The sequence below is a fragment of the Roseateles sp. FW301-B2 genome (assembly GCF_058788955.1).
The window spans coordinates 109,628-122,580 of the sequence record NZ_JBYTBE010000009.1; the positions used below are offsets into that span (position 1 = coordinate 109,628).

Annotated in this window: 9 protein-coding genes and 1 riboswitch; of the genes, 4 read left to right on the forward strand and 5 right to left on the reverse strand. The window is 70.4% G+C overall.

The features are described 5' to 3' along the window. Positions 1-9: 9 nt before the first annotated feature. Complete coding sequence (locus AC3WQY_RS08675; protein WP_285234050.1) at positions 10-564, forward strand: hypothetical protein; 555 nt, start codon at positions 10-12, stop codon at positions 562-564. 209 nt (positions 565-773) lie between these two features. Here the strand turns inward: AC3WQY_RS08675 and AC3WQY_RS08680 are convergent, their stop codons facing one another. Next, complete coding sequence (locus AC3WQY_RS08680; protein WP_492707487.1) at positions 774-1,916, reverse strand: branched-chain amino acid ABC transporter substrate-binding protein; 1,143 nt, start codon at positions 1,914-1,916, stop codon at positions 774-776. Positions 1,917-2,083: 167 nt separating this feature from the next. Further along, positions 2,084-2,176, reverse strand: a riboswitch (glycine riboswitch). A 111-nt stretch (positions 2,177-2,287) separates the two neighbouring features. Further along, positions 2,288-3,526, reverse strand: a complete 1,239-nt coding sequence (locus AC3WQY_RS08685) for an FAD-dependent monooxygenase (protein ID WP_492707489.1) — start codon at positions 3,524-3,526, stop codon at positions 2,288-2,290. Positions 3,527-3,637: 111 nt separating this feature from the next. Here AC3WQY_RS08685 and AC3WQY_RS08690 point away from each other — a divergent pair, with 111 nt between their 5' ends. Next, positions 3,638-4,618, forward strand: a complete 981-nt coding sequence (locus tag AC3WQY_RS08690) for a potassium channel beta subunit family protein (RefSeq protein WP_492707491.1) — start codon at positions 3,638-3,640, stop codon at positions 4,616-4,618. Between the two features lie 65 nt (positions 4,619-4,683). Beyond that, complete coding sequence (locus AC3WQY_RS08695; protein ID WP_492707493.1) at positions 4,684-7,854, forward strand: ligand-binding sensor domain-containing diguanylate cyclase; 3,171 nt, start codon at positions 4,684-4,686, stop codon at positions 7,852-7,854. Here the strand turns inward: AC3WQY_RS08695 and AC3WQY_RS08700 are convergent. The 3 genes from AC3WQY_RS08700 to AC3WQY_RS08710 form a co-directional block, all read right to left on the reverse strand. Beyond that, positions 7,851-9,320 (reverse strand): sensor domain-containing diguanylate cyclase, encoded by a 1,470-nt coding sequence (locus AC3WQY_RS08700; RefSeq protein WP_492707495.1) that lies wholly within the window; start codon positions 9,318-9,320, stop codon positions 7,851-7,853. The two genes, AC3WQY_RS08695 and AC3WQY_RS08700, sit on opposite strands and share 4 nt — an antisense overlap. 64 nt (positions 9,321-9,384) lie before the next feature. Beyond that, positions 9,385-10,101 (reverse strand): N-acetylmuramate alpha-1-phosphate uridylyltransferase MurU, encoded by a 717-nt coding sequence (murU, locus tag AC3WQY_RS08705; RefSeq protein WP_492707497.1) that lies wholly within the window; start codon positions 10,099-10,101, stop codon positions 9,385-9,387. A 29-nt stretch (positions 10,102-10,130) separates the two neighbouring features. Then, positions 10,131-10,715, reverse strand: a complete 585-nt coding sequence (locus AC3WQY_RS08710; RefSeq protein ID WP_285234044.1) for a hemerythrin domain-containing protein — start codon at positions 10,713-10,715, stop codon at positions 10,131-10,133. 133 nt (positions 10,716-10,848) lie between these two features. Here AC3WQY_RS08710 and tkt point away from each other — a divergent pair, with 133 nt between their 5' ends. Beyond that, positions 10,849-12,903 carry a transketolase gene (gene tkt / locus AC3WQY_RS08715; RefSeq protein WP_285234043.1) on the forward strand — a complete coding sequence of 685 codons (2,055 nt, stop codon included), beginning with the start codon at positions 10,849-10,851 and terminating at the stop codon, positions 12,901-12,903. The last annotated feature ends 50 nt before the right edge of the window (positions 12,904-12,953 follow it).

The window sequence follows — 12,953 nt, forward strand, 5'->3', positions numbered from 1 at the left end:
GAGCACGCCATGCAACGCCGCACATCACTCTTGGCCCTGCTGGGGGCAGGTCTTGCGCTCGCCGGCTGCGGCACGCCCGCCGACCCCGAGGGCATGCGCCTGAGCGTGGCCGACGGCCTGCAGCTGCGCGGTTGGGTGCCCGAGGCGCTCAAGCAGCAGGTGCAGCTGGGCCAGGTGCTGGGCGGCCAGCCGACCGGCCGCCTCTGGGGTTCCAAGATCGGCGACGAGGCGCTGCGCGTGGCGCTGCAGGAATCGCTCAAGGCCGCCGGCATGCTGGCGCCGCAGCCTCAGGGCGGCCGCTACGAGCTGCGCGCCGCGCTGCTGGCGCTGGAGCAACCCGCGGTGGCGGTGGGCGACGCTCGCGTGGCGCTGACGATGGCCTATGAACTGCTGGACAAGGCCAGCGGCAACAAGCTCTACCAGCGCGAGCTGCGCAGCGTGCATGTGGCCGAGTTCGGCGACGCCATGCTGGACCAGAACGAGCGCCTGCGCCTGGCCAACGAGGGCGCGCTGCGCAAGAACATCAATGCCGCGCTGCGGGAGCTGCTGGAGCTGCGCTACTGAGACGAGCCTGCGCCGGCTGCGGCTGGCCCAGCCAGGCTTGCCGCGTGGTCTGCAGGAGTTGACGGAGGGTTTGGGCCTGAATATTGTTCATGGCCCCAGTGTCGGGGCGCTTGATGACAGGCCGTTGAAGGCCGTGCAGGGCGGGGCGCCTGAGCCGGGGGTCAGGCGCTCGCCCGGCACGGCCTGGCCACCGTGCCGCCCGCATCTGCTCAGCGCACGACGCCGAGCTCCTCGCGCTGTCCGCGGTTGAAGGTGTAGAGCGTCAGTGCACCGTTCTTGATATCGCCCTTCTCGTCGAAAGCGACGCTGCCGGTGACGCCGGAGTAGCTGATCTTCTGTAGCACCGGCAGGTACTTGGCCGGTTCGGCCGATCCCGCCTTGACCATCGCCTCGGCCATCACCTTCGTGGCATCGTAGGTGTAGGGCGAGTAGATCTGGACCTCGATGCCGAACTTCTTCTTGAAGTCGGCCTTGAACTTGTCGAGCGCCGGCCGCTGTGCCGCGTCAACGCCACCAGCGATCGCGCAGACCACTTGGCCGTCGGGCACCTGGCCCGAAGCCAGCTTGGGCAACTCGGCGGTGCAGATACCGTCGCCGCCCATGAACTTCGACTGGATGCCCAGCTGCTTCATCTGCCGCAGCATCGGGCCGGCCACCGCGTCCATGCCGCCGTAGAAGATCACGTCGGGCTTGGCCGCCTTGATGCCGGTGAGGATGCCCGTGAAGTCGGTCGCCTTGTCGTTGGTGAACTCACGTTTGGCGATCGTCGCGCCGGCGGCCTTCGCGGCCTTCTCGAACTCGCTGGCAACGCCCTGGCCATAGGCGGTGCGGTCGTCGATGACCGCAACGGTCTTCGCCTTCAGCGTCTGTGCAGCGTAGCGGCCCAGCGTGCCACCGAGCTGGGCGTCGTCGGCGACCATCCGGAAGGTCGTCTTGAAGCCCTGGCGGGTGTAGCGCGGGTTCGTCACCGACGGCGCAATCTGCGGGATGCCGGCGTCGGCGTAGATGCGCGCGGCAGGGATTGCGGTGCCCGAATTCAGGTGGCCGACGACGCCGTTGACTTTGTTGTCCACGAGCTTCTGCGCCGCGGCAGTGCCTTGCTTGGGGTCGCCGGCGTCGTCCTCGGCCAGGAGCACGAAGCGGGCCGGGCGGCCGCCGATCTGCAGACCCTTGGCGTTCAATTCCTCGATCGCCATGCGGACACCGCTTTCGTTGTCACGCCCGAGGTGTGAGGCGGGGCCGCTGAGTGCGGCGACATGGCCGATCTTGACCACGAGGGGCTCCGCTGCGTGCGCGGACATGGCGAGGCAGGCCAGGGCGATGCCGCCGAGGCGTGATGGGGTAGGTTTCATGAAATCTCTTTTGTCGACGTCGGTGGGTCAAGTGACGCCACCGGACCGCGGTGGTCGTCGCCCCCTCTGTTGCTGACACCTGAGAGATTCGTGCGGCCCCCGGGGGCCAGACTTGCTCCTTCGGCGTACCGGCGGACGTCAGGCAGCCGGCAACTCTGCAGAGTTCATCCGCGACATCGGTCCGTTTGCCTGAGAGTTTCCGGGGCGGTTGCTCCTTCGGCGCCGCGCGGGTGGCACGCGGACTCTCCCGACGTCGCTCGGGCTCGTGGCCGGCAAGACGGTCGACAAGCGACCTCGGTCTTGCGGTGAAGTCGATGACTATACCTGAGGCAAGGGTTAACCCTTGTTGCGGCCGCCTCGACGCCGGCGCCTCAGCGCCTTCCGAACATCATCTGCCGCGCCAGCGCGCGCTTCAGCGGCGGGGCGGCCTGCAGCGCGGCCAGCGCCAGGCCGCGTGCGCCCGGCAGGCCGGGCCAGCGCCAGGCAAAGCTGCGCGCCAGGAAATCGGTGGCGGCGATCATGCTCCAGCGGTCGGGCGCGCGCTGCCATTCCACGCGGCGCAGCGCGCTGTCGATCGCGCCCTCCGTGCGCAGCGCCTGCACCAGCGCATAGGCGTCGCGCAGGCCCAGGTTGAGCCCCTGGCCGGCCACCGGGTGCAGTGTCTGGGCGGCATTGCCGATGCGGACAACGCGGCCCTCCACCAGGGTGCGCTCGGCGTTCAGGCCGAGCGGGAAGCACTTCAGCGCGCCGATGCCGCGCAGCGGCGGCAGGCCCGGCGGCAGCAGGGTGTTGAGCACCGCCAAGCGCTGCGCGTCGCTGAGCGTGCCGATCTCGTCCTCGGCCTGCGGCAGGCACCAGACCAGGGCCGCACGGCGCTGGCCGGCACGCTCGGGCAGGGGCAGCAGGGCCAGCGGGCCGTTGCGGGTGAAGCGCTCGTAGGCCACGCCCGGCGGCGCGGCCGGGTCCAGCTCCACCGTGCCGACCCAGGCGTTCTGCGCATAGTCGCGCGCCACCGCCTTGCGGGCCTGCTCGGCAAACACGCCGCCCTCGGCCACCACGGCGAGGTCGAAGCGCTCGGCCAGATGGGCATCGCCGGCGTCGATCTCCACGCCCGAGCCCTCGGGCTTGATGGCCGACACGCCCTGGCCGAAGCGCGCGGACAGGCGATGCGGCGCGCGCGCGCAGGCTTGCAGCCAGGCGGCCTGCAGCGGCGCCACCAGCTGGCCGTAGCTGAGCACGGCACCGAGCTGCTCCACGCCCTGCTCGCGCGCGCTGATGCTGACCTCGGGCTGGCCGCCGGCACCGAACAGCCAGGGGTGGCTGAGCGTGGGCGGGGCCTGGCTCACCTGCACCTGCAGGATCGCCTGCGCCTGCGCGGCCTGGCCCGCCTGCCAGGTGCCCAGGCGCTGCAGCAGCTGCACGCTGCCCAGCGAGAGCGCGAGGGTGCGCGGGTCGCCCGAGACATCGCGTTCCAGCGGCCGCGCGTCGAACAGGCTGATGGCCGCCTCCGGCAGCAGCTGAGCGGCCAGCAGGGCCAGGCTCAGGCCGGCCGGCCCGGCGCCCACCACGGCGAGTGACATGCGGGTCGGCGTGCTGGCTTCGGTGGGCATGGTGCGCATAGCGTATGAATTCGGGGTACGCCGGCGGGCTTTGCCGTGCGCCGCCCACTATAGCGGCGGGAGTCCGCTACGCTCTGGCCCTTCTCGATAGGAGTCCAACACATGCAATACCGTCGCCTGGGCCGCAGCGGCCTCAAAGTCTCCGAGCTCTCGCTGGGCTCCTGGGTCACTTATCACAACCAGGTCGACACCAAGGCCGCCACCGAGATGCTGGCGGCCGCCTTCGACGCCGGCGTGAACTTCTTCGACAACGCCGAGGTCTATGCCATGGGCAAGAGCGAGGTGGTGATGGGCGAGGCCTTCAAGGCGCTGAAATGGCCACGCCTGTCCTACATCGTCTCGACCAAGTTCTTCTGGGGCATCAGCCGCGAGGCCAATACCGTCAATGCCAAGGACACGCTCAACCGCAAGTACCTGATGCAGGCGATCGATGGCTCCTTGCAGCGCCTGGGCCTGGACTTCATCGACCTGGTCTATTGCCACCGCCCCGATCCGCACACGCCGATCGAGGAGACGGTGCGCGCGATGAGCGACATGATCACCCAGGGCAAGGCGCTCTACTGGGGCACCAGCGAATGGTCGGCCGCCGACATCCGCGCCGCCTGGGAGATCGCCGAGCGCCACCACCTGCACAAGCCGGTGATGGAGCAGCCGCAGTACCACCTGTTCCATCGCCAGCGCGTCGAGCAGGAGTACGCGCGCCTGTACGAGGACCTGGGCCTTGGCCTCACTACCTGGAGCCCGCTGGCCTCGGGCCTGCTCACCGGCAAGTACAAGGCCGGCATTCCGGAGGGCAGCCGTGGTTCGCTGGAGAACATGGCCTGGATGCGCGAGCAGCTGCAGGATGCCGCCAAGAACGCCGCGGTGGCCGAGCTGGAGAAGCTGGCCGCCGAGCTGGGCGGCAATGTGGCGCAGCTGGCGATCGCCTGGGCCAACCACAACCCGCATGTCTCCACCGTGATCCTGGGCGCCAGCAAGCTCAGCCAGCTGCAGGACAACCTCGCCGCCCTGGCGCTGGCGCCCAAGCTGACGCCGGAAGTGTTGGAACGCATCGACGCCGTCACCAAGCCGCTGGCCAAGTAAGGCAAGAACTGACCCCGGCCGCATTGCACTGCCTGGGTGGCGTCGCGGGCCGCTAATATCGCGGCATGCTCGGGCGCGCCTTGATCCTGTGGTTTCTGTGCCTGCTGTGCGGCCCGGCGGCGGCGCAGCAGCCGCTGCTGGCGGAGCCGCGCTTCGATTCGGTGGGCGATGCCGGCTCGATCGCCGACGGCGTGGTGGCGGCGATCGCCCAGGACGGCAGCGGCTTCATCTGGGTCGGCACCAGCGTTGGCCTGGTGCGCTTTGATGGCTATCAAGTCAAGTCGGTGGCCATGCACAACGAGCAGCGCCGCCAGCTCGGCACCAGCTTCGTCCGCTCGATCCTGGCGGCGCGCGATGGCCGGCTGTGGGTGGGCACCGAAAGCGATGGCCTGGGCCTCTACGACCCCGCGGCCGACCGCTGGACCTTCTACCGCAGCAATGCCGCCGATCCCAAGTCGCTCGCCCCCGGCACGGTGCGGGCGCTGGCGCAGGACCGCGATGGCAGCATCTGGGTCGGCACGATCGGCGGCGGGCTGGACCGCGTCGACCCCGCCAAGGCGGTGTTCCAGCATTTCAACCGCGCCGGCGGCGGCATTCCCGACGACCGCATCCAGAGCCTCTATCTGGACCGGCGCGGCCAGCTCTGGGCCGGCACCTGGAACGGGCTGGCGCGGCTGAGCCCGGGCGGGCAGCGCTTCGAGCCGGTGTTCTCCGATGCGGCGCAGCCGCAGCAGCTGGCGGGCAAGATCATCTCGATGCTGGCCGAGGCGCCCGACGGCCGCCTCTGGGTCGGCACCCAGCAGGGCGAGCTGGCCATCGTCGATCCCGTCAGCGGCGCCGGCCGTTGGCTGGCGCGCGCGCCCGCCGGCCAGGGCGGCAACAAGTCCAGCTCGGTCTATGCGCTGGCGGCGCTCAACGACACCGAGGTCTGGGTGGCCAGCGCCACCGGCCTGGAGCTGCGCGCGGTGCAGGACGGCGCCCTGCTCAAGCAGCTGCGCCACGACGACGCACGCCCCTGGGGCCTGGCCGCCAACGATGTGCGCGTGCTGCTGCGCGACGCCGCCGGCTGGATCTGGGTGGGCAGTTATGGCGGTGGCCTGCAGCGCCACAACCCGGCGGCCACCGGGCTCTGGGTGCGGCGCGCCGATGCCGATGCAGCGAGCGTGTTCGGCGAGGCCGATGTGCGCAGCCTGCTGCAAACCCGCGAGGGCGAGATCTGGGTCGGCACCAACGAGCGCGGCGTGGCGGTGATGGATGCGCAGCTGCGCGTGATCGGCGCGATCCGGCCGCAGCATGGCGTGGCCGGGCGCTTCCAGGGCGGGCGCGTGGGCGGTCTGGCGCAGGCCCTGGATGGCGGGGTCTGGGTGGGCACCGATACCGCCGTCTACGAATTCAGCCCGCGGCGCGAGCTGCTGAGTGTGCACAGCGCCGGCAAGGGCCGGGCGCGCTGTCTGCGCGCCAGCCGCGACGGCGCGATCTGGATCGGCACGCAGGACGGCCTGTACCGGCACGATCCGGGCGCGCGCGGGCTCGAGCGCGTGCAGCTGGCCGGCGGCCAGACCCTCAGCGGCGATGTCAACGCGCTGGTGGAGATGCCCGATGCCAGCCTCTGGGTGGGCGGCGAGAGCGGCCTCTACCGGGTGGCGGCGGGCGCGCGCGAGCTGCAGCCCATCGTCGCCAAGCCGGAGGCGGGCCTGGCCAGCAAATCGGTGCTGGGCCTGCTGGTGGACGCGCAGCAGCGGCTCTGGATCGATACCGCCGCGGGCCTGCACCGGCTGCAGGCCTGGGACGGCCGGCTGGCGAGCTTCGAGCGCGTGGCCGAGCGTCATGGCTTTGGCGGGCGCGGCTTCGGCGCCAATCTGCTGGCCGATGCCCATGGCCGCATCTGGACGCATCGCGCCGTCTTCGATCCGGCCGATGGCCGCTATTACGAGCTCAGCCCGGCGGATGGCGCCGACATCGGCACCGGCTGGTTCCGCGCCTATGCCCAGCTGGCCGACGGGCGGCTGGCCTATGGCGGCAACAAGGGGCTGCTGGTGGTGGAGCCCGGGCGCTTCAAGCGCTGGGCCTATGCGCCGCCGGTGGTGCCCACCGAGCTGCGCGTGGACGGCGAGCGCCGCCCCCTGGCCACCGTGGCGCAAGGCCTGACCCTGGCGCCCGGCGAGCGCGGTTTCAGCCTGGAGTTCGCGGCGCTGGACTACAGCAACCCGGCACGCAACCGCTACCGCTACCAGCTGCAGGGGCTGGACGCCGACTGGGTCGACACCGACGCCGATTTCCGCGTCGCCAGCTACAGCAATCTGAGCCCCGGCGACTACCTGCTCAAGGTGCGCGGCAGCAACCGCGTGGGCGACTGGAGCGCGCAGGAGCTGAGCCTGCCGGTGCATGTGCGGCCCACCTGGTGGCAGACCTGGTGGGCGCGCGCCCTGGCGGTGCTGCTGCTGGGCGGCCTGGTCTATGCGCTGGTGCAGTGGCGCACCGGCTATCTGCAGCGCCAGCAGCTGGCGCTGGAGGCCAAGGTGCGCGAGCGCACCCTGGCGCTGGAAAACCTCTCGCAGGCGATGCGCGAATCCAGCCTCACCGATCCGCTCACCGGCCTGCGCAACCGCCGCTTCCTGGCCCAGCACATCGAGGCCGACGTGGCGCTGGCGATCCGCCGCCACGAGGGCCATCAGCAGCATGGCGCGCCTCTGCACGACGACGCCGACCTGCTGTTCTTCCTGGTCGACGTGGATCACTTCAAGCAGGTCAACGACCAGCATGGCCATTCCGCCGGCGACGCGGTGCTGCAGCAGATGCGCGGCCGCCTGTTGTCGGTGTTCCGCGATGCCGACTACCTGGTGCGCTGGGGCGGCGAGGAGTTCCTGATCGTGGCGCGCGCCACCTCGCGCCATCATGCCGCCGAGCTGGCCGAGCGCGCTCGCGCCATGGTGGCGGACCGCCCCTTTGTGCTGGACGACGGCAGCCTGCTGCACAAGACCTGCTCGGTGGGCTTTGCCTGCTTCCCGCTGGCGCCGGCGCATGCGCGCGCGCTCGACTGGTCCAGCGTCATCGACGTGGCCGATGCGGCGCTCTATGCCGTCAAGCGCGCCGGCCGCAACGGCTGGCTGGGGGTGGTGAGCGCCAGCGCCGCGTCGGACGAGGAGCTGCGCGCCTGGCGCCAGCGCCCGCTGGCCGAATGGCTGGCCACCGGCGCGCTGCAGATGGCGGGCTCGCGCGAGCGGCCGGCGAACTAGGCTTCCGAGAACACTGGCGCCACCACGGCGCGGTCGCGCCCCTGCGACTTGGCCTGGTAGAGCGCCAGGTCGGCCTGGGCCAGCCATTGCGAGGCCGAGCTGCCGCGGTAGGGCACGCCGCTGACCATGCCGATCGAGAGCGTCAGCAGGCCACCGCCTAGCGGCGAGAGTTCATGCGCCAGGGCCAGGCCGGCCAGCAGCTCACGGCAGCGCGTGGCCACCGCCCGCGCGCCCTCGGTATCGGTCTGCGCCAGCAGCAGCACGAACTCCTCGCCGCCATAACGCGCCACCAGATCGGCCGGGCGATTGGCGCTGTTGCGCAGCACCGAGGCCACCGCCACCAGCGCATCGTCGCCGGCCTGGTGGCCGTAATGGTCGTTGTAGAGCTTGAAGTAGTCCACGTCGACCAGCAGCAGCGACAGCGGCGCGCCGGTGCGCAGGCCGCGCCGCCATTCGTCCTCCAGGCGCTGCATCAGCAGGCGGCGGTTCGCCAGCTCGGTGAGGGCATCGGTGGTGGACAGGCGCAGCAGCTGCTCGTTGGCATGCTGCAGCTCGATCTCGAAGCGCTTGCGTTCGGTGAGATCGCTGATCACCGCCACGAACAGCTGCTCGGCCTCGCTGCGCACTTCGGAGACCGAGAGCTGCACCGTGAGCGGCCGGCCGCTCTTGTGCAGGGCGTTGAACTCGCGCGCGCGGCCCATCAACTGGCCGCCCTGGCCCTGGCGGAAGCGCAGCAGGTAATGGCCATGGGTGCTGCGCTCGGGTTCGTCCATCAGCATCGCCACGTCCTGGCCCAGCATCTCGTCCAGCTCGTAGCCGAACAGGCGCAGCGCCGCCGGGTTGGCGCTGCGCATGCGCCCCTCGGCATCGGTGGTGACGATGGCCACGCCGGCGGTGCTGATGATGGCCCGCAGCTGGGCCTGGCTGGTCTGCAGGGCCTGCTGGGTGCGCACCAGCTCGGTGACGTCGGCGCGGATGCCGATGGTGCCGCCCGAGGCGGTCTTGCGTTCGTAGATGCGCACCCAGCGATTGCCGGGCAGCTCCTGCAGCCAGGGCTCGCCCGGCGCGCGGTGCATCTGCATGCGCTCGGCCAGCCAGGCTTCCTCCTGGCCGATCGCCGGCGTCACCTCGCCGGCGGCGATGATGCCGCGCAGCAAGTCTTCGTAGCGCATGCCGGGCCGCCAATGCGGCGCGCTGGCCGGGTAAAGGCGCGCAAAGGCCTGGTTGTAGATCAGCAGGCGGTCGTCGGCGTCGAACATCGAGTAGGCCTCGCTGAGCGTCTCGATGCCTTCGATCAGCTCGGCGCGCTCGGCCCGGGCGGTGCGTGCGAGCGCCTCGCACTGGCGCTGGGCATCGCGGGCGCGCCGCCAGCCATGGGCCAGCCAGCCCAGCGCCAGCAGCAGCGCCAACACCAGCCACCAGGCCAGGCTGGCGGGCAGGTCGGCGGAGGGTACGGCGGGCGTCATGGCGGGTGCGCGGTGCGCACCGATTCTCGCCCTCGCCCCGCCCGGCCCGGCCCTGGGCTAGACCCTAGCGCGTCACTGCATTCAGTGACGCGAGGCGCTCGGGCGTGCCCACGTCCTCCCAGGCCTGGGTGTAGAGCTCGGCACTGATGCGGCGCGCGGCGATGGCCATTTCCAGGCAGGGGCGCAGCGCGGCATGTTCGCCGACGCGCACGCCCTCGAACAGGGCACGCTTGAACAGGCCCACGCAGGACCAGGTGTAGCGCGGCCCGCTGGCGTCGGGCGCGCTGGCCGCGCTGGTGGCCAGGCCCTGGGCGTCGATGCCGAAATCGCCGCCGGGCTTGTGCGGCCGGTTCGGCACCATCCACAGATGGGCCAGCATGTCGCTGTGCGCAAAGGCCTCGGCGCGCGCCCCCGAGGCGCGGAAGTCCGGCAGGTGCACATCGGCCGAGGCGACCCAGAAGCTCTCGTCGCCATCGGCGCACAGCAGCGGCAGGGCCTTGGCAATGCCGCCGGCGGTCTCGAGCGCACCGCCATGGTCGCGCGCCTCGTCGCTGTAATGCAGGCGCAGGCCCCAGCGGCTGCCGTCGCCCAGCTGCTGCGGGAACTGCTCGGCCAGCCAGGCGGTGTTGATGACGATGTCGCGCACGCCGGCGGCCGCCAGGGCCTCGATATGCCAGACGATCAGCGGCTTGCCGGCGACCTGCAGGAGCGGCTTGGGTTGGTGGTCGGTGAGCGGCCGCATGCGCTCGCCGCGCCCGGCCGCGAGGATGATGGCTCGCATGGGCCGGGAGTGTAGTGAGATGCGGCTCGCTAGAGCGCCGGCCCCAGCCCGATCGGCGCCGGCACGGCCGCCAGCACCTTCTGGAACAGGGCCTGGTATTCCTCGGCCGCGGCATGGCCGGTGAGCGGGTCCTGGTTGGCGGCGAAGGCCTCGTCGAGGTCGGCCCAGTCGGCCGGGCTGAGCATCTTGACCGCCAGCGGCAGGATCTCGCGCTCTTCGGTTTCCATATGCCTGAGATAGGCCGTCACATAGCGCTGCGCCATCTCCTCGAAGGCGTCGCGGCGTGCCTCGCCCATCATCTCGAAGGCCAGCAGCGCATGCTCAAGCTCGCGGATGGCGCGCTCGCCGCGGCCATGGTCCTGGTCCAGCTGGTCCAGCACCTCGCGGATTTCCGGGGCGCGCGCGCGCAGCTTGGGAAACAGCAGCTCGCTCTCCTTGGGGTGGTGCAGGCGCTCGGGGAATTCGTCCACATAGAACAGCATCGCGCGCAGGGCGTGGAAGTCCGGCAGGCTGTTGTGGCGGCGGTGCTCGGCCAGCAGCAGCGGGATGGAGCGCAGCATCGCGGCGAGGGCGCGGTGCTCGTCGCGGATCACGGTGAGGGTCAGGGCTTGCATGGTCTTGTCTCCGTTCTATGCCAGAGGTTGAAGCCTAGCGGGCCGTGACGCATTGCTCTGGATCAAGATTGGCGCCGCCGCGGACGCACGTAAAATGCCGGGTTTTCCCCCGCAACTCCATCCCGCACACACCATGGCCGATACCGCTGCCCGCAACACCACCCTGATGGCCAACGCCATTCGCGCATTGGCCATGGACGCCGTGCAGCAGGCCAATTCCGGCCACCCGGGCGCCCCCATGGGTATGGCCGAGATCGCGGTGGCGCTGTGGAACCGCCACCTGCGCCACAACCCGGCCAACCCGCAATGGGCCGACCGCGACCGCTTCGTGCTCTCCAACGGCCATGGCTCGATGCTGATCTATGCGCTGCTGCATCTGACCGGCTACGCGCTGCCGATCGAGGAGCTGAAGGCCTTCCGCCAGCTGCACAGCAAGACCCCGGGCCACCCCGAGGTGGGCATCACCCCCGGCGTCGAGACCACCACCGGCCCGCTGGGCCAGGGCATCACCAATGCCGTGGGCCTGGCCCTGGCCGAGAAGATGCTGGCCAAGGAATTCAACCGTGAAGGCCACGACATCGTCGGCCACCACACCTACGCCTTCCTGGGCGACGGCTGCCTGATGGAGGGCATCAGCCACGAGGCCTGCGCCCTGGCCGGCGCCTGGAAGCTCAACAAGCTGATCGCGATCTACGACGACAACGGCATCTCCATCGACGGCCAGGTCGCGCCCTGGTTCATCGACAACACCGCCCAGCGTTTCGAGGCCTATGGCTGGAACGTGATCGGCCCGGTGGACGGCCACGATGTGGAGTCGGTCGACACCGCCATCAGCCTGGCCAAGATGAGCACGGACATGCCGACGCTGATCATCGCCAAGACCACCATCGGCAAGGGCTCCCCGAACCGCGCCGGCACCGCCAAGGCGCACGGCGAGGCCCTGGGTGGCGAGGAGATCAAGCTCACCCGCGAGGCGCTGGGCTGGGCCCATGAGCCCTTCGTGATCCCGCAAGAGGTGTATGCCGACTGGGATGCCAAGGCCACCGGCGCCACGCTTGAGGCCGCCTGGGATGAGCGTTTCGACGCCTATGCCACCGCCCACCCTGAGCTGGCCGCCGAGTTCCAGCGCCGCATGGCCGGCGTGCTGCCCGCCAACTTCGCGCAGACCGCGGTGGACGCGGTGATCGCCGCCCATGGCAAGGCCGAGACCGTGGCCAGCCGCAAGGCCAGCCAGCTGGCGCTGGAGGCTTTCACCGCCGCCGTGCCCGAGCTGCTGGGCGGCTCGGCCGACCTGACCGGCTCCAACCTCACCAACACCAAGAGCACCCCGGCCTTCCGCCTGGAGGCCGATGGTTCCTCGAACGGCGGCCGCCACATCAACTACGGCGTGCGCGAGTTCGGCATGGCCGCCATCATGAATGGCGTGGCCCTGCATGGTGGCTACATCCCCTACGGCGGCACCTTCCTGACCTTCAGCGACTACAGCCGCAATGCCATCCGCATGGCCGCGCTGATGAAGCAGCGCGTCATCCATGTGTTCACGCACGACTCCATCGGCCTGGGCGAAGACGGCCCGACCCACCAGTCGATCGAGCATGTGGCCTCGCTGCGCCTGATCCCGGGCCTGGACGTCTGGCGCCCCGCCGACACCACCGAGACCGTGGTGGCCTGGACCATGGCGATCGGCAATGCCCAGCGCCCCAGCGTGCTGGCGCTGTCGCGTCAGAACCTGCCCTATGCGCCCAAGACCGCGGTGGACGACATCGCCAAGGGCGGCTATGTGCTGGCCGAGCCCAAGGAAGTGGGCGTGAAGGGCAAGGCCCGCGCCGTCATCATCGCCACCGGCTCCGAGGTGCAGCTGGCCCTGCGTGCGCAGGAGCTGCTGGCGCTGGACGGCATCGGCGTGCGCGTGGTCTCGATGCCCTCGACGAATGTGTTCGACCGCCAGGACGCCGCCTACAAGAAGGCCGTGCTGCCCGCCGGTCTGCCGCGCATCGCGGTGGAAATGGGCGTCACCGACGGCTGGTGGAAGTACGGCTGTGCCGCCGTGGTGGGCATCGACACCTATGGCGAATCGGCGCCGGCCCCGGTGCTGTTCAAGCACTTCGGTTTCAGCGCGGAAAACGTGGTGGACACCGTCAAGGTGGCGCTGGGCGTGGCCAAGCTCAAGGTCAAGAAGAGCAAGTGATATGACGGGGGTGCCAGCGGCACCCCTTTTGCATAGGTTCGACGGTTTTT